Source organism: Flavobacterium sp. (assembly GCF_027533505.1).
In the GTDB taxonomy this organism is placed as follows: domain Bacteria; phylum Bacteroidota; class Bacteroidia; order Flavobacteriales; family Flavobacteriaceae; genus Flavobacterium.
Map to the genome: position 1 here is coordinate 26,006 of NZ_JAPZUB010000022.1, position 18,775 is coordinate 44,780.

The 18,775-nt window shown below is 41.8% G+C and carries 9 protein-coding genes and 1 pseudogene; 6 read left to right on the forward strand and 4 right to left on the reverse strand.

All coding sequences use genetic code 11. From position 1 onward, the window contains the following. The first annotated feature begins 259 nt into the window (after window positions 1-259). From O9316_RS04860 to secDF, 5 genes are all read left to right on the forward strand, one after another. On the forward strand, window positions 260-838 hold the full coding sequence (locus tag O9316_RS04860) for a transposase (RefSeq protein WP_298204368.1): 579 nt from the start codon (window positions 260-262) through the stop codon (window positions 836-838). Window positions 839-1,525: 687 nt separating this feature from the next. Then, entirely contained in the window at window positions 1,526-3,142 is a 1,617-nt protein-coding gene (asnB, locus tag O9316_RS04865) for an asparagine synthase B (RefSeq protein WP_298204369.1), read from the forward strand. Window positions 3,143-3,460: 318 nt separating this feature from the next. Continuing rightward, on the forward strand, window positions 3,461-5,401 hold the full coding sequence (gene gyrB, locus O9316_RS04870; protein WP_298204370.1) for a DNA topoisomerase (ATP-hydrolyzing) subunit B: 1,941 nt from the start codon (window positions 3,461-3,463) through the stop codon (window positions 5,399-5,401). A 150-nt stretch (window positions 5,402-5,551) separates the two neighbouring features. Then, entirely contained in the window at window positions 5,552-6,487 is a 936-nt protein-coding gene (locus O9316_RS04875) for a malate dehydrogenase (protein WP_298204371.1), read from the forward strand. Window positions 6,488-6,709: 222 nt separating this feature from the next. Further along, complete coding sequence (gene secDF, locus O9316_RS04880; protein WP_298204372.1) at window positions 6,710-9,739, forward strand: protein translocase subunit SecDF; 3,030 nt, start codon at window positions 6,710-6,712, stop codon at window positions 9,737-9,739. Window positions 9,740-10,033: 294 nt separating this feature from the next. On the opposite strand, the gene lgt is transcribed toward secDF, so the two are convergent. The 4 genes from lgt to folE form a co-directional block, all read right to left on the reverse strand. Then, on the reverse strand, window positions 10,034-10,960 hold the full coding sequence (gene lgt, locus O9316_RS04885) for a prolipoprotein diacylglyceryl transferase (protein ID WP_298204373.1): 927 nt from the start codon (window positions 10,958-10,960) through the stop codon (window positions 10,034-10,036). A 65-nt stretch (window positions 10,961-11,025) separates the two neighbouring features. Continuing rightward, complete coding sequence (gene yidD, locus O9316_RS04890) at window positions 11,026-11,271, reverse strand: membrane protein insertion efficiency factor YidD (RefSeq protein WP_298204374.1); 246 nt, start codon at window positions 11,269-11,271, stop codon at window positions 11,026-11,028. Between the two features lie 3 nt (window positions 11,272-11,274). After that, window positions 11,275-12,759, reverse strand: a complete 1,485-nt coding sequence (cysS, locus tag O9316_RS04895; protein ID WP_298204375.1) for a cysteine--tRNA ligase — start codon at window positions 12,757-12,759, stop codon at window positions 11,275-11,277. A 5-nt stretch (window positions 12,760-12,764) separates the two neighbouring features. Next, the gene (gene folE, locus O9316_RS04900) at window positions 12,765-13,436 is read right to left on the reverse strand and encodes a GTP cyclohydrolase I FolE (protein WP_298204376.1); all 672 of its coding nucleotides are present in this window, start codon (window positions 13,434-13,436) and stop codon (window positions 12,765-12,767) included. A gap of 155 nt (window positions 13,437-13,591) precedes the next feature. Here folE and O9316_RS04905 point away from each other — a divergent pair. Beyond that, window positions 13,592-18,775: pseudogene (locus O9316_RS04905) on the forward strand (hypothetical protein); the annotation flags it as partial.

An 18,775-nucleotide genomic window follows, 5' to 3' on the forward strand; every position in this document is an offset into this window, starting at 1 on the left:
ATTAAAGAATGCCTCTTTTTTGCAATAAAAAAGCAAGATTGAGGCCTTTTATATTTCAATAATTAGATAGATTTTTTTTATTTTTATATATATTTATTCGGATTTCTAGTACGGACAGGTCGCGACCTGTCCGTACATATCGATAAAATATCTATAAAATATCTATAAAATATCGATAAAATATCTATAAAATATCTATAAAATATCGATTTTATATCCATTAATATCCATTAATATCCATTCAAATTCAATATAAGCCATGAGAAAAAGAAAATCCAATCGATTAAAAGGGTATGATTATTCTAGGAATAATTTATATTTCGTTACAAATTGTGTAAAAAATAATTTGTGTTGTTTGGGGAATGTGATTCCCATTGGGACAGGTCACGACCTGTCTGTACAAGTACAAGATTGCCAATCGCATCATCCAAGATTCTTTAATTCCAAATCGGATCTTCCCAATAAAGGGTATACGGTGGCCTTAAATCAATATGGTTTAATCGTTCAGGAAAAGATTAATTGGTTGATGAGTACCTATCAATATGTAGTTATTCATTCAAGTGTGGTTATGCCTAATCATTTTCATTTCATCATTGAAATCGATAGCCAGCGTGTAAAAGATAATGCTGTAAAGATAAAATCCCTTTCAAGTTTGATGGGAGCTTTGAAAACGACAACTTCCAAGCTCATTCACGAGGCTGGTTTTGAGGATTTTGCCTGGCATCGCTCTTTTCATGACCATATCATTCGCAATGATTTGGAATTCCATAGAATTTCGCATTACATCGCTATGAATCCTCAAAAATGGGCACTCAATAAATTTTACTCCAAAGTGTAAAACAATTTCGACAGGGTGGGTAGAGGGGCTTTAAGAACTTAAGCTTTTCCCCAAAAAAAACGATGTTAACAAATTGCTTGTTGGGGAGGCGCAGGAGACTTACTTTAATTATAGGTTGGAGTAGTAGATGAATTCGATTTTTATCTACATCGGCAAGTTATTCTACGAGATTATGCATAGCCGTTATGCTCATGCAGATTTCAGGACGGTCAATCACCACAAAACGATATCTACATGCTATTAATGCTTCACGTTGTGCTGTTTTAATGACTGATTGTAAGTTTTGTGAGGCAATTGGCGCTTTATTTTCGTGGAGGAGGGTACGTTTTTGCTATTGTGATTGGTGTAATTTTTTGTTTAATAGCAATTAATAGTGATTTATGAAGAAATGTTTTTTATGTATTTCAGAATATACTGTTTGAACGTATTTTGATTAAAGTAATGATTATGAGAATTGTATTGATTTTACGTTCATTTTTGAATTTCAAAACGTAAAATTATGTTCCTTTCATTGGATGTCGTCTTACAGATTCTTAATTATGGATACATAAAAAAACAAGTTTGCTTAAATTATTTTTAAAAAGAGCTACAAATTGTTTTTATTTTAAATCAAATCGCGCTTATTTGTTTTTAATTTACATGTAATGCTTCAATTTTGCTTCCATAATAAAATAAAAGAAGACGAATATGTGTGGATTTTTAGCCATTATCGGAAAAGGAAAAGACGAACAATTAATTAAAGCCCTTTCAAAGCGTATGGCGCATCGCGGCCCTGATGAAAGTGATATTCACGTTACTGAGCAGGGACATATTTTAAGTCACGAGCGCTTGTCCATTATAGATTTGCATTCAGGAAAACAGCCCATTCAAGGCACAAAATCGGCTTGGATGGTTCATAATGGCGAAATTTATAACCATCATGCCTTGCGAGAAGGCGTGTTGAAAGGACATAGCTTCCGTACAAAGTCAGATTCGGAGGTGATTGTCCATTTGTATGAAGAATTTGGATACGATTTTGTCGATCAACTGGATGGCGATTTTGCTTTTGTGGTTATCGACGGTGACAACTATATCGCGGGAAGAGACCCGTTGGGGGTAAAACCGTTGTATTATGGAATGGACGAGCGTGGTCGTATGTACTTTGCTTCCGAGATGAAAGCCTTGGCCGATCAATGCACTACATTCTCAACGTTTCCTCCGGGGCATTATTACACGCCCGAAACGGGATTTGTGAAATATTATCAACCGCAATACGAGGATTATACTGTTTGTGTAGCCGAGGTTGATTTGGCGCTGCTTCGCGAGAAACTGACCGAAGCCACCCGCAAACGCTTGATGAGCGATGTGCCTATTGGCGTATTGTTGTCGGGCGGATTGGATTCGTCCTTGACCTCGTCTATAGCTTCACGTTTACTCAAGGAACAAGGCAAATCGTTACATTCTTTTTCCATTGGTTTGGATCCCAATGCGCCAGACGCGGTAGCTGCACGAAAGGTGGCTGAATTTTTGGGAACCGAGCATCATGAAGTTCATTTTACTATTGAACAAGGAATTGAAATTTTAGAAAAATTAGTGTGGCATCTAGAAACCTACGATGTAACCTCAATTCGGGCGAGCACGCCAATGTATTTCTTGGCCCAAGCGATAACAGCGAAAGGCATTAAAGTGGTATTGTCGGGCGAAGGAGCTGATGAAGTATTTGGAGGCTACTTGTATTTCAGAAATGCCCCGAGTACTATAGATTTTACCAAAGAAACCATTGAACGGGTCCAGAAGTTATTTACAGCCGATTTGTTACGCGCTGATAAGTCGACCATGGCGCACGGTTTGGAAGCCCGCGTTCCGTTTTTGGATAAAGCCTTTTTGGATTATGCGATGTTGATTAAAGGCGAAGAAAAACTCCCGAAAACCTATGATGGGGTGGAGAAATACATCTTGAGAAAAGCTTTCGATACGTCCGATCAACCCTATTTACCGCAAGAAGTATTGTGGCGTCAAAAAGAACAATTTTCCGACGGCGTAGGGTACAACTGGATTGACACGCTGATTGATTACTGTTCAGCCCAAGTCACCGATGCACAAATGGAACAAGCGGCAGCATTATTCCCCTACAACACCCCAGCGACCAAAGAAGCGTATTTCTACCGCACCTTATTCCACAAACATTTTCCGCAAACGAGCGCAGCGCAAACCGTGCGCAAGTGGATTCCGAAATGGCAAGAAAATCAAGATCCGAGCGGTCGCGCCAATACAGCGCACGTGCAAGCCGATCCCGAAATTGCGAAGACCTCATTACCGGTGTAAATAATTTTTTTCAATTAGAAGTTTAGTTTGTTTGTTTGAAAATGCCTGTAGTTGCCACTGCAGGCGTTTTCTTTTTTAGGACGCGCTTAGGTGTTCCAATGCGGGTGTTTCATTTTTACTTTTCTAGCGCCTTAAAAATCAAGGGTATAGGAATGGGACTTGAAATAGGTCTTTTTTAGGTTTTATTTTTGATTTAAAAGCCGAAACGATTATTAAACATAAATGTTGATAACTTAGCCTATAAATTGCCTTATAGCGCTTTAAAATCGCCTTTGATTTTTTATATTTGCGTGTTAGACAAAATTCCGACAGTTACTTATGAGCGAAGAAGTTAAAAAGAACGCGTATTCGGCCGACAGTATTCAGGCGTTAGAGGGAATGGAGCACGTACGGATGCGTCCTTCGATGTATATTGGAGACACCGGCGTACGCGGTTTGCACCATTTGGTATATGAGGTGGTGGACAATTCCATTGACGAGGCCTTAGCGGGGCATTGCGATACAATTCGCGTGACCATCAATGCCGATAATTCGATTACCGTTGAAGATAATGGCCGGGGGATTCCGGTAGATTTACATAAAAAAGAAGGAGTTTCTGCCCTTGAGGTAGTGATGACCAAAATTGGAGCGGGAGGGAAGTTTGACAAAGATTCCTACAAAGTATCCGGTGGATTGCATGGCGTAGGGGTTTCCTGTGTGAATGCCCTTTCTGATCATTTGCGTGCCACAGTATACCGCGATGGTAAAGTATGGGAACAAGAATACGAGCGCGGTAAGGCAATGTACCCGGTGAAACAAATCGGAACTACGGACAAGCGCGGTACAACCGTTTCGTTTAAACCTGATGGGACGATTTTTACCCAAACCTTAGAATATTCGTATGACACGTTGGCGGCACGTATGCGTGAATTGTCGTTTTTGAACAAAGGCATTTCCATTACGTTGACTGATTTGCGTCATACCGATGATAAAGGCAATCCCGTAGCCGAAACGTTCCATTCAAAAGAGGGATTGAAAGAATTCGTTAAATTCTTGGATGGTAACCGAATGCCGATCATTGCCAGCGTGATCAACATGGAAAACGATAAAGGCGAAATTCCTGTGGAGGTAGCGTTGATTTACAACGACAGTTATTCAGAAAACATTTTCTCGTATGTAAATAACATCAACACGCACGAAGGAGGTACGCATTTGCAAGGATTCCGTATGGGGTTAACGCGTACGTTGAAAAAATACGCTGATGCTTCGGGAATGTTGGATAAATTGAAATTTGAGATTTCAGGAGATGATTTCCGTGAAGGGTTGACCGCTATTATTTCGGTGAAAGTGGCTGAGCCCCAGTTTGAGGGACAAACCAAAACCAAATTGGGTAACCGTGAGGTGGTATCTCCGGTATCGCAAGCGGTTTCGGAAATGTTGGAGAATTATTTGGAAGAAAATCCGAACGATGCCCGTACCATTGTGCAAAAAGTAATCTTAGCGGCACAAGCGCGTCATGCGGCAAAAAAAGCCCGTGAGATGGTGCAGCGCAAAACCGTTTTAGGCGGTGGCGGATTACCCGGTAAATTATCCGACTGTTCCGAACAAGACCCAGCAAAATGCGAGATTTACTTGGTAGAGGGTGACTCGGCGGGTGGAACGGCCAAACAAGGTCGCGACCGTAATTTCCAAGCGATTTTGCCGTTACGTGGTAAGATTTTGAATGTGGAAAAAGCGATGCACCATAAAGTGTTTGAAAACGAAGAGATTCGCAACATCTTTACCGCACTTGGGATTACCATTGGTACTGAAGAAGACAGTAAAGCGTTGAACTTGGAAAAACTACGTTATCACAAAGTGATCATCATGACCGATGCTGACGTTGATGGTAGTCACATTTCGACCTTGATTTTGACCTTCTTCTTCCGATTCATGCGCGAGTTGATTGAAGCGGGTCACGTATATATTGCGTCTCCACCGCTGTATATGGTCAAAAAAGGAACGAAAAAAGAGTATGCTTGGAACGACGACCAACGCGATTTGATTTCGCAACAAATGGGCGGTGGTACCAGTGTACAACGGTATAAAGGTTTAGGAGAAATGAACGCGGAGCAGTTGTGGGAAACTACGATGGATCCGAGCATGCGTACGTTACGTCAGGTGACGATTGACAACCTCACCGAAGCCGACCGCATCTTTTCGATGTTGATGGGGGATGAGGTGCCACCGCGCCGCGACTTCATTGAGAAAAATGCAGTATACGCAAAAATTGATGCCTAACGAAATTTGAAAAAGGATGTCCTAGCCCCGATGGGAGTGGAAATCCTTTTTTGTTTTATCCGGTTACGGTACAACAAAAAAGATTGAAACGTACAGCGGGAATAGCTTCAAAAAATAAAAACAGTACAAACTTATTAAATACATTTTACAATGAAAGTTACGATAGTAGGAGCAGGAAACGTAGGCGCAACATGTGTAGATGCGATTGCTCACCGAAGAATTGCCAGTGAAATTGTGGTCGTTGATATCAAAGAAGGCTTTGCAGAGGGGAAAGCAATGGATATCATGCAAACGCAAACGACTTTAGGATTTAATACGAAAGTAGTAGGGAGCACCAATGATTATACCAAGACAGCGGGGAGTGATGTTGTGGTGATTACATCGGGAATTCCCAGAAAACCAGGCATGACCCGTGAAGAGTTGATTGGGATTAATGCTGGCATCGTAAAAGGTGTGGCCGAACAATTGTTGGCACATTCTCCCAATGCCATTATTGTAGTGGTTTCCAATCCTATGGACACGATGACGTACTTGACGCTGAAAGCTACAGGTTTACCTAAAAACCGAATCATCGGTATGGGGGGAGCGTTGGATAGTTCCCGTTTTAAATATTATTTATCGCAAGCCATGGATAAGCCGGCAAATGACATTCAAGGGATGGTGATTGGTGGACATGGCGATACTACCATGATTCCGTTGACCCGTTTGGCTTCCTACAATGGTGTGCCTGTTTCGCAATTCTTATCGGAAGAAGCTTTGGCCAAAGTGGCTGCCGATACGATGGTTGGGGGTGCTACCTTAACGGGATTGCTTGGAACCTCTGCTTGGTATGCTCCAGGCGCTTCGGTAGCGTATTTGGTGGATGCCATTTTAAACGACCAAAAGAAAATGATTCCTTGTTCGGTATTTCTAGAAGGCGAATACGGTCAAAACGATATTTGTATGGGTGTGCCTTGTATTATTGGTAGAAACGGGGTAGCGCAAATTGTTGATATCGCCTTAAATGACGCGGAAAAAGCCTTGTTTGCGAAAAGTGCCGATGCGGTTCGCGCGATGAATGGCGATTTGAAATCAATTTTAGGATAATTTATTCCTTCCGAAATAGAAATGAGACCGCATTTTTGCGGTCTTTTTTTTAATAATAAGTGTCCAAATAATTTGTTAATCATTTGGTTAATTTTATATTTGCACGTTTCAAAAAATCTGTCTGCGGGATAGACTGTTGGTTTTTTCTGAGAATCAACCGCTTAGCCTGCGATGGATGTTTTTGGTGAAGAGTTAACAAAAATTAATTAATTTTTAGGAGTAATGCAGAATAAAGGACTCGTTAAGTTTTTTGCAATTTTATTTGCTTTGGTAAGTATTTACCAGCTTTCATTCACTTTTGTAGCGAATGGAATTAAGAAAGACGCCAAGGCATATGCCGAGCAAAAATTGGCACAAATCAAGAAAAAACCTACCCCAGGGCAACCCCTTCCGGAGTTGAATACACTGGAAGTAAGTTATTTGGATTCATTGAAAAAAGTAGAGGTTTTCAGTCTTGGTTTTGCCGACTACACCTATGAGGATGTAAGCAACAAACAAATCAACAAAGGATTGGACTTGGAAGGAGGGATTAACGTAATCCTTCAAATTTCCGTGAAAGATGTTTTACGTGGTTTAGCCAATGAGTCTAAAAATGCAGTTTTCAACAAAGCGTTGGACAATGCTGCTAAAATACAACAAGGGAACGAGTCCTATTTGGATGCGTTCTTCCGTGCTTTTGATGAAGCCGCCGCGGGAACTTCTGTAAAATTAGCTTCTCCTGATATTTTTGCCAACCGCAACTTATCGGATGAAATCAACTTCAACATGACCAATGATCAAGTGAAGAAAGTCATCCGTCGTAAAGTAGACGAGTCGGTAGATTCAGCGTTTGGCGTATTGCGCAAGCGTATTGATAAATTTGGGGTAACCCAACCCAATATTGCCAAATTAGGGCAAACGGGTCGTATTTTGGTCGAATTACCCGGTGCTAAAGATGAAGACCGTATTAAGAAATTATTACAGTCAACAGCCCAATTGGAGTTTTGGGAAACCTATCGTTTGGATGAATTGGGTGGGTTTTTACAAACGGCTAATGAAACCTTAAAGATTACAGAGAAAAGCACTGCTACCGCCGCAGCACCAACAGCCAATGACTCCATTGCCAAAATGTTGGGCAATAGTAAATCAAAAGATTCTGTAGCGGGAGCCAAAGGCAATAACCCATTGTTGGATAAGCTAACTCTTGTAGGTGGTCCGGTATTGGGTACTGTTTCTGTACAAGATACGGCCAAAGTGAACAGCTATTTACGTCGACCTGAAATTCGCAACTTACTTCCAGCCGACAAGCGTTTTGCGAAGTTTGTGTGGAGCAAAGGGACTACGAAGAAAGATCCTAAAACAAATAAAGAGAGTCAAACGTTTGAATTGTATGCTTTAAAAGGCAATAAAGACAACAAAGCGCCCCTAAGCGGTGGTGTAATTGTTGACGCTCGCGATACGTTTGACCAAATGGGTAAACCGGCGGTTTCGATGCAAATGAACGGTCAAGGCGCCAAGGTTTGGGAAGAAATGACGGGAAAAGCCTATACTGATAAAGGATTCATTGCGATTGTATTGGATAATGTGGTGTATTCTGCTCCGGGGGTATCTTCGGGTCCGATTGCAGGGGGGCGTTCTGAGATTTCAGGAAATTTTGATGTAGCCGAAACCAAAGACTTAGCCAATGTTTTGCGTGCAGGGAAATTGCCAGCGGCAGCTGAAATCGTTCAATCCGAAGTGGTAGGACCTTCTTTGGGTCAGAAAGCCATCGATGCAGGGACAATTTCGTCAATCGTTGGATTGATTTTAGTTTGTTTCTGGATGATGTTCTACTACGGTAAAGCGGGCTTGTATGCCAATATGGCTTTGATTGTAAACTTATTATTCTTGTTTGGGATTTTGGCAAGTTTGGGTGCGGTATTAACCTTACCCGGTATTGCAGGTATTGTTTTAACCCTTGGAACTGCGGTAGATGCCAACATCATTATTTACGAGCGTGCCAAGGAAGAGTTACGCGATGGCAAATCATTGAGTGATGCTGTTCGTTCCTCCTACGGCTGGAAAGGAGCCATGCGTTCTATCATTGATGCCAACGTGACGCACGTGTTGACAGGAGCCATTCTTTTCATCTTCGGTACGGGTCCGATTCAAGGATTTGCAACGACGTTATTGATTGGTATTTTCACGACCTTGTTCACGTCCATCTTTATTGCGCGTATTTTCATTGACAAAGATGTAGCGAGCAACAAACCGTTGGCCTTTACAACCCCTATTACTAAAAACTGGTTTACAGGGTTCAATTTTGATTATATCGGCATTAAAAAGTATTCGTATATTTTCTCTTCGTTAGTAGTCGTGGTAAGTTGCGTTTCTTTTTACTTTAATGGATTGGATGAAGGGGTTGACTTTGTGGGTGGACGTACGTTCCAAGTGAAGTTTACTAAAGCGGTTGAACCTTCCGTAATCGCTGAAGCTTTAACGAAAGAATTTGGTACCACTGTGGAAGCCAAAGTATTTGGTGATGACGACCAGTTGAAATTAACCACCAAATACAAAATCAAAGACGAGTCGGTAGACACAGATAGAGAAGTTAATGAAAAGCTTTACAATGCGTTGAAGAGTTATTTTCCAGGGACTTCTTACGAGCAGTTTATCAATAATTTTGACGGTAAAAAAATCGGTGTTTTACAATCCTCTAAAGTAGGAGCTGCGATTTCTGCTGACATTAAAACCAACTCGTTTTGGGCGGTTATTGGTGCTATGGCGATAGTGGGATTGTATTTGATTATCTCGTTCCGCAAATGGCAATATTCTCTTGGGGCGATTGCCGCAGTATTCCACGATGTTATCTTTGTATTGGGTGTGTATTCGTTGTTCTATAAATATGCCCCATTCCACATGGAAATGGACCAGCATTTTATTGCTGCAATTCTGACCGTTATTGGATACTCAATGAACGATACGGTAATTGTATTTGACCGTGTGCGTGAATTCTTGGCGGGGGATCGAAAAGGACACTTTAAAGATGTGGTAAACGCCTCTATCAACACTACTTTATCCCGTACATTAAACACTTCTTTGACGATGATTATGGTATTGTTAATCATGTTTATCTTTGGAGGTGAATCGATACGTGGTTTCGTATTTGCGATGTTGATTGGTATTATTGTCGGTACGTATTCCTCTTTGTTTATCGCAACACCGGTATTGGTGGATACGATGAATAAGAGTGCAATTGATGATATTGAAAAACGTCACTTTACAGATCAATAATAAGCGAATTAAGTACTATACAAATAACGCCATTCCAATGTGAGTGGCGTTTTTTTTTGCTTCTAGTTTACTTCCGCTTTGGGTTGTATCCCTGAAATTCGTGCATAGTTCGTTGGCTGTATACTTGTTTAGCAGTGCTGTTGTGTAGAAATAGTAGTGATTACGCTTTAAATACAACCAAAATTAAGCGATTTGCCGCTTTGTTATAAATGGTGTAAAAGGGCTCTTTTCTTTCTATTTAGGGCATAAAAAAACGCCCCGAAAGGCGTAAAGTATGACAATAAATCCTATTTGTTACAATTCGATATCTTCAGGTAATGGTTTTTCAGCCATAAATAAGAAGTAGAGTCCTACGAGGATGAAAGGGATGCTTAACCATTGTCCTGTGGTAAACTGACCGAAAACATCTTCTAATCCCCCTTGTTTCGACTTGACAAATTCCACAGCAAAACGAATAGACCAAAGGGCAATTAAGAACACCCCAAAGATAAGTCCGTGTTTTTCGGCTGCTTTGGTGCGCCAGTATAAAAAGAACAACAGCGCAAAGACAAATATATAACAAAACGATTCATACAATTGTGCGGGATGACTGTACGGTACTTGGGCGAGGAGGGAAGCAAACTTAGGATTGTTGACAAGGGCATCATAAGCGGCATCGGGATTCGGGATACCTGTTTTGGCCATAATCGTTTCGGGACTGTAATATTCGCGCACAAATTTTACTGCAAAAGGGTTGGAGGCATCCGTGGCTACGCCTGTAATCTCGGAATTGAAAAAATTACCGATACGCACAAAAACAGCACCACTTGCCACAGGAATAACCACGCGATCGAGTACCCATAGCGGGGGTCGATTGATGATTTTTTTACTGTAAAAATACATCGTGATAATGATGGCGATGGCTGCTCCATGACTGGCTAAGCCTGCAAAGCCAGTGAATTGAAATTCAGGTTCAAAGCGAAAGGGTAAAAGGATTTCCAGTTTATGGTTTTTAAAATATTCCCAATCGTAGAAGAAGACTTGTCCCAAACGTGCGCCTAATAAAGTAGCTAAAACCGTCCAGATGAACAAAGTATCCAATTTTTCCATGGATTCTTTTTCATTTTCATAAATGCGTTTCATGATGTACCACCCTAGTGCAAAGGCAATGACAAACATGAGGCTATACATACGGATGGTTAAGGGTCCAAGATGGATACCTTCCATAGGGTTCCAAATCATTGTTTTTAGGTATTAGTTTACCACCAAAAGTAAGGAATTAATTTGGGGTGTGCCTTAAAAATATGTTATAAATCCGATTGTTTTTTGGGCGGGACAGGGTCGTAGCCTGATTTCCCCCAAGGGTGACATGAGAGGATACGTTTGAGACCTAGCCAAGTTCCTTTGATAGGACCGTGTGTGCGTAAGGCTTCCATACAATAGTTGGAACAGGTAGGGTGAAAGCGACAAGTTGCCGGCATAAAAGGGGAAATGGCTACTTGATAAAAGCGAATGATTATCAGTAGGGGCGCTACGATAATTTTTTTGAACATGGATTACAAGGTGAAGGTTGTCCCATCTTTACCATCTTTTAGGGTAATTCCTAAAGCGGCCAAACGATCGCGAATTTCGTCAGAAAGCCCCCAGTTTTTATCAGCACGGGCTTGGTTTCGCATAGCAATGAGCATTTCGATGACTCCCGCTAATTTATCGCTGTGAGAGGCTTCTTTTTTACTATTGCGAAGACCCAAAACATCAAAAGTAAAGGCTTTAATTGTTTGTTGCAAACGTTCCATGTCGCCCGCAGTTAATGTTTCCTTTTGATCATTAACTAGATTGATCCATCGTACGCCTTCAAACAAATGGGCCATTAGAATGGTAGTATTGAAATCATCGTTCATGGCTTCATAACAAGACGCAATCCATTCAGAAACATTTAAAGTCGAGGTGTTGCCCGGTTTGAGTTTTTCGATAAGATCAATGGCTTCCATGAGACGTTGGTATCCTTTTTCACTAGCCATCATTGCTTCATTGGAAATATCGAGAACGCTGCGGTAGTGGGCTTGCAGAAAACAAAATCGAACCACAGCAGGGTCAAAAGCTTTTTCAAAAAAGGCATTGGTTCCCTCAAATAAATCCATGGGTAAAATATAGTTTCCCGTTGATTTACTCATGCGCAAACCATTCATGGTAAGCATATTGGCGTGCATCCAGTAGCGCACAGGGTCTTTGCCATTGCACGCTTTTCCTTGGGCTACTTCACACTCGTGGTGGGGAAATTTTAAATCCAAACCTCCTCCGTGAATATCAAATTGTTCGCCGAGGTATTTCGTACTCATGGCGGTACACTCTAGGTGCCAACCGGGAAATCCTTCGCCCCAAGGGGAATTCCAACGCATGATATGTGCAGGGGAGGCTTTTTTCCAGAGGGCAAAATCTTGAGGGTTTTTCTTTTCATCTTGACCGTCTAAGTCTCGGGTATTGGCCAGAAGTTCCTCAATATTACGGTTGCTTAATTCGCCGTAGTTGAGCCCTTTTTGGTTGTATGCCAATACGTCAAAGTAAACGGAACCGTTGCTTTCATATGCAAATCCGGTTTCAATAAGTTTTTGGGTCAATTCTATTTGCTCAACAATATGCCCCGTAGCTGTAGGTTCGATGCTGGGAGGCAACAAGTTGAAAAGCTCAAGCACCCGATGAAAGTCGACGGTATATTTTTGAACCACTTCCATGGGTTCTAGTTTTTCCAAACGCGATTGTTTAACAAAGCGATCATTGTCAACGTTACCGTCGTCGGTGAGGTGTCCCGCATCGGTGATGTTGCGTACATAGCGAACTTTGTACCCAACATGCGTGAGGTATCGGTAAATCATATCAAAACTCATAAACGTCCGAAGATTTCCCATGTGAACATTACTATACACGGTTGGCCCACAGACATACATGCCCACATTCCCCTCCACCAAAGGGGTAAATATCTCTTTATTTCCGGTGAGTGAATTGTAAATTTTAAGCGTTTGGTTTTGATGTAAAGGGTTCATGAGGTTTAGAATTGGGTGTCCAATTTAATATAATCTAAAAATTCACGGCGAACGGCTTCTTCTTTGAATTTGCCTCCAAATTCAGCGGTAACTGTACTGCTTTCAATGTCGCGAATTCCACGGGAATTGACGCATAAATGCTTGGCATCGATGATACATGCCACGTCTTCAGTGTTTAAAACCTGTTGCAATTCGCGAACGATTTGTATGGTGAGACGTTCTTGCACTTGCGGACGTTTTGCATAATAATCAACAATACGATTCATTTTGGAGAGTCCCACAACTTTTCCATTGGAAATGTAGGCAACATGTGCACGTCCCACTATGGGGAGTAAGTGATGCTCGCACGTAGAATAAACGGTAATGTTCTTTTCTACGAGCATTTCGTTGTATTTATATTTATTTTCGAAAGTCGACGAACTCGGTTTTTTTTGGGGATTGAGTCCGCCAAAAATTTCTTTGACAAACATTTTAGCTACACGATTTGGCGTTCCTTTGAGGCTGTCGTCGGAGAGGTCCATGCCCAAAGTGTGTAAGATGTTTTGTACATCTTTTTTTATCAACTCTATTTTTTGCTCTTCGGTCAGTTCAAAAGCATCGGTTCGGAGGGGAGTAGACGCATTGGTAGCGATGTGATTGTTGCCAATATCGTCGTGTAATTGATCTTCAGAAATCATGCGTAAGTAAGCGTTTTTTTACTAAAAATTGAACCGCAAAGATAGCTATAAATGGCTTAAAAAGCTCAGATTCTCATTCAAAATTAAAAAATGCGGATTTTAAGAAATTGTTACTTTTATTTTAACTATTTTTAGGCCTTAAAAATTACGCTCGAATGAAACTTTTTACGCTCAAATTATTCTTTATTACTCTGTTTGTTAATCAGTTAAACGCTCAAAATTTATTGGTTAATGGCGATTTTGAATCGGGAGGAGCAGGGATAGGTTTTAACATAAATGCAACAGGGTATACCTTTGTGGCTGCTCCAACGGGGACAACAAGCGCGGGGAATTATGCTATTGCAACAAACCCGCAACCCTACAACACCGCAAACTTTATTTCGACTGGTGATCACACTTCAGGTACAGGAAATATGATGTGGTTTGATGGCAGCTCTGATGGTGGAAACCCAAGTTTTTGGAAAGCTGGAAATACGGGCGGAGGCGTCTGTGGCTTGGTGGTTGGTGCTACCTACACGTTTCGGTATTGGGTACGTTCGATTTCGCCCAATGTAACCGGTCCTGCGACACAAGCGGATATTCGAGTTGTTTTCAATAATGCCACGGTTACGTCATCACCGGCTTCAACTTTGGCACCCCTAACCACTGCAGGCTGGGAGGAACGTGTGTATACCTTTACTCCAACAAATTCTTGTGTAAATATTGAATTGCGTAATTTCAACACAAGTTTTGTAGGCAATGATTTTGCGATAGACGATTTGGCTGTTCTTCCGCCGCCTCAACCGTTAGGCGTTCGGTTTTCAACAGTAAGTCCGTTGTGTGCTTCTCCGGCAACAGGGTCTATTGCCTTGTATGGAATTGGAGGAACAGCGCCTTATACCAACTTCACCGTTACTGGGCCAGTTACACAAAACAATGCCACAGGGATTTTCCCTAACCTACCAGTTGGCACCTATACTGTGAGTGTTACAGATACAGCTGGAAATACCGCTTCACAAAGTAACGTGACGATTGTTCCGGCGCTCAATCCGTTGATTGTTTCTCCTAATACGAGTATTTGTTCAGGGGGGAATACCACATTATCGGTAAACGGCGGAACTACCTATACTTGGACCGCTTCACCAGCGGACCCGTCGTTGACCACTCCTACGAGTGCAACTCCTGTGGTGAGTCCCACAGCAACCACAACCTACACCGTAACTTCCCCTGCCAATGTTACTCGAAATTTAATTTTCAATGGTGATTTTTCGCAAGGTAATGTTGGATTTAGTACGGACTATGCGTTTTTACCCGTAAATACCAATTTAACGCAAAAGATTTATGGAATTGTAGCTAATCCAAATACATGGTTTACTGCATTTACGAATTGTCCTGATCATACTACAGGTTCGGGAAATATGATGGTAGTCGATGGTTCTACTTCTAATGGAGGAACCGATGTGGTATGGCGTCAACAAGTTCCTGTGACTACTGGATCTGTGTATACTTTTTCGTATTGGGTGCAATCTGTTGCTTTACTGAATTATGCAACATTACAGGTGCGGATTAATGGTGTTGCTTTGGGTGTTGCACAGGCTCCGTCTACGATCGCTTGTGGCAATTGGACGCAAGTAACGTATACTTGGAATTCCGCAGCGAGTACCGTTGCCGATATTTCAATCATTAATACAAATACTGCTTCATCTGGAAATGACTTTGCTTTAGATGACATTGCGTTTACCACGAACGTTACCTGTAATGCAACGCAATCGGTGACGGTAACGGTTTCAACCTTATCGATTACTGTGCCTTCGAATCAAACCTATTGTACTGGGGCTACAGTTCCAGCACAAGTATTTACGAGTTCACAGCCAGGAGCAACGTTTTCTTGGACCAATTCGAATCCCAACTTAACGATTGGTGGGGCAGGATCAGGGAATATAGCTTCATTTACAGCAAGTAATAACACGACAATCCCCCAAACGGCAACAATTACTGTTACGGGTTCCTTAAGTGGTTGTGCAGATGTGACCTCCTCTTATACGATAACGGTTAATCCTAGACCTGAGGTAATGGTTAATAATGTAGTAAAATGCTTGGGCGATACCTCACCCGCAGTAATTACAGCTACACCATCTTTTCCCGGCACTTACACCTACACATGGTCTGTTCCAACGGGAGTTCCTGCACCCGGGAATGTGGCTTCCTTTAATACAACGATTCCAGGAAATTATTCGGTAACCATAACCAATACCCTCAGTGGTTGTTCGGCTACAGCACCGTTTCCAGGTGTGTTTTCTATTGTAACCGATTGTTGTACAAATGATTTTGATGTTACAGCCACCGATCAATTACTTTGTAATGATACAAGTTGCTCGGTTTTGAATGCGAGTTTTTTAGATATTAAAGATACGACATCCTACACGGTAAGTTCGATTCCATTTGCTCCTGAGAATCCACTAGGGGTATTAGCGACGGCTTTGTGTACTTCTGATGACCGTTTTTCAGATCCTGTAAATATTCCTTTTAACTTTAGTTTTTATGGTCAGTGTTACAATCAATTCCAAGTAGGAACCAATACCTTTTTGACCTTTTTAGTTGATCCTACCCGTTTATGTGCAACAGGTTTGGGGAGTGGTTGGGCTTTTACCCAAGCTATTCCAAGTGCTGCTATGAATCCGTTTTGGCGGAATTCGATTTATTTCCCAATGCAGGATACGAATCCAGCAGTTCCCTCGAATCCAGCCGTTCAGATCAATTACATTGTTGATGGAATTGCTCCTTGTCGAAAATTGATTGTCAATGTGCGTAACATGCCATTATACTCTTGTGGTACAGCTCAAGGTCTTCAGGAGAGTCAGTTGGTTTTGTATGAAGGAACCAATGTTATAGATGTTCACGTTACCCGTCGCACGGTGTGTGCAAACTGGAATAGTGGTAATGCGGTATTAGGTCTTCACAATGCTACAGGTACACAAGCAATTACTCCTCCCGGTCGAAATACAGGGACATGGGTAGCGAACAATGAATCATGGCGTTTTACTCCTTCAGGGAATTCTTTGACAACCATTCAATGGTTGGATGGTGCCACAGTAATTGGAAATACACCAAGTATCGCGGTATGTCCAACTTCTACAAAAACCTACACGGCACAAGTTCGATATAATGTATGTGGTACCGTTCGTACGGTGACTAAACCGATTACAATTGAAGTTAGTCCCGATGATACACAGCCAGCCCAAGCCATTGAGAACTGTTTACCCAACAATGTTTTCAATTTAACCTCAAATGAGCCAACGGTGTTAGGTCCGTTAGTGGGAACGGGTGATTATGAAGTGTATTATTACACCAATCAATCGGATGCTGAAAATTTAGCAGCGAATTCGATTGCTAACCCTTCCGCTTATGTATTGAGTTCTGGAACGAGTCAAACCATTTATATGAGTTTGTACAACATTTTTACGGGCTGTATTCGCATTCGTCCGTTTAATATTTCTATGATTGATTGTTCGGTTTGTCCAACAATAACTAATCCTTCCGCTACTCAAGTATTGTGTTTGGGCGCCGATGTTGATCCGTTATCGGTTTCCACGACTTTTACCGGCACCGATGCGATTACCTTTGTTTATTTTACTACGCCTCAAGTAGGAAGCAATATGTATAATGGAGGAACCGTATTAGGTAGTGCAACACCCAATGCTTCCAATGTAGCGACCTATAACCCAGGGGTATTAGGAACTGCAGGTTCTTTGCCTAATGTGTTGGGAACCTATTATGTTTATGCTATTGCCAATCCTACACCTAGCAATCCTACTTGTCGAGTGTTTGGATTTATTGAAGTGCAAGTCACCTCTAATTCTTCTGTACAATTGACCAGTTTACCTGCGACTTCAAATCAAGCGGTGTGTGTAAATCAATCCATTGATCCAATTACGTACACCTTTGGAGGTACTGCCACAGGTGCAATAGTTACCGGACTACCGCCTGGTGTTAATTTTAATGTTACAGGGAATGTTGTAACTATTTCTGGAACCCCTACAACACTTGTTGGTTCTCCATTCAATTACGTTTTAACAACAACGGGTAGTACCTGTGGTGCACCTACAGCTTCAGGTTCAATAACTGTTGCCAATCCAGCATTTTTAGTTTTGACAACACCCTTAAGTTCAACATCGCAAACTCTATGTGATGGTGATTCCTTAGCAACAATTCAGTATACATTTGGCGGTACTGCATTAAGTGCTGTGGTCACCGGTTTACCCGCTGGAGTTACAGCTAGTGTTAGTGGAAATACTGTTACAATAAGTGGAAATCCAACTTCAGCAACAACGGCAACTTTCACTTATACAGTGACAACTACAGGCGGAAGCTGCGGAAGTCAATCGTTAACAGGAACGATTACTGTTAATCCAGTAACTACCTTAAATTTAACATCAGCTGCTGGAACGGATAATCAAACGGTTTGTGTGAATTCACCAATTACACCGATTGTATACACTTTCGGGGGTTCTGCTACTGGAATTGTAATTAGTGGTTTACCTGCGGGGTTGATTCAAACGGTTTCTGGAAATACCGTAACCATCAGTGGCTCACCATCGACAATTACTGGTTCACCCTTTACAATTTCGGTGCAAACGTCAGGAGGAAATTGTGGAACACCTTCTTTGACGGCAACTTTAACAGTACAACCTCAAGCAACACTTGTTTTAACTTCTGCTGCAGCGACTACTAACCAAACCTTGTGTGTGAATACCCCAATTACGGATATAGTTTATACTTTTGGAGGAACCGCAACTGGTGTAAACGTTGTAGGTCTACCCCCTGGATTGAATGTTCAAGTGGTAGGTAATGTCGCAACCATTTCAGGAACTCCTACCAATAATGCAGGATCTCCGTTTAACTATACCATCTCAACCACTGGAGGAAATTGTGGTGCACCTTCATTGACTGGAACAATAACAGTTAACATTGGCGCTACTCTTGTATTAAGTTCAACCCCCTTTTTAGCTAATCAAACGGTTTGTATTAATGAACCCATCACCAATATCGTGTATACTTTTGGTGGATCGGCAACAGGAGCGACCGTTACTGGTCTTCCTTCAGGAGTTATTTCCTCGATTTCAGGGAATTCAGTTATTATAAGTGGAACTCCAAGTGTTTTAGCCGGTTCTCCGTATACATTTAACGTGGCAACTAGTGGCGGAACTTGTGGCGCTCCTACCTTGACGGGAACGATTACGGTACAACCGTTGGCTACCTTAGCGCTTACTTCAGCGCCTGCTACTGCGGCACAAACGGTGTGTGAAAACGGTGCGATTAACGCTATTACGTATACGTTCGGCGGAACAGCTACGGGTGCT

What these genes read in the sequence shown, in the direction of transcription:
- lgt (WP_298204373.1), bottom strand. Translation starts at nt 10,960, where the DNA reads ATGATTTGGAACCCTATGGAAGGTATCCATCTTGGACCCTTAACCATC.
- O9316_RS04875 (WP_298204371.1), top strand. Translation starts at nt 5,552, where the DNA reads ATGAAAGTTACGATAGTAGGAGCAGGAAACGTAGGCGCAACATGTGTA.
- asnB (WP_298204369.1), top strand. Translation starts at nt 1,526, where the DNA reads ATGTGTGGATTTTTAGCCATTATCGGAAAAGGAAAAGACGAACAATTA.
- cysS (WP_298204375.1), bottom strand. Translation starts at nt 12,759, where the DNA reads ATGAACCCTTTACATCAAAACCAAACGCTTAAAATTTACAATTCACTC.
- gyrB (WP_298204370.1), top strand. Translation starts at nt 3,461, where the DNA reads ATGAGCGAAGAAGTTAAAAAGAACGCGTATTCGGCCGACAGTATTCAG.
- yidD (WP_298204374.1), bottom strand. Translation starts at nt 11,271, where the DNA reads ATGTTCAAAAAAATTATCGTAGCGCCCCTACTGATAATCATTCGCTTT.
- folE (WP_298204376.1), bottom strand. Translation starts at nt 13,436, where the DNA reads ATGATTTCTGAAGATCAATTACACGACGATATTGGCAACAATCACATC.
- O9316_RS04860 (WP_298204368.1), top strand. Translation starts at nt 260, where the DNA reads ATGAGAAAAAGAAAATCCAATCGATTAAAAGGGTATGATTATTCTAGG.
- secDF (WP_298204372.1), top strand. Translation starts at nt 6,710, where the DNA reads ATGCAGAATAAAGGACTCGTTAAGTTTTTTGCAATTTTATTTGCTTTG.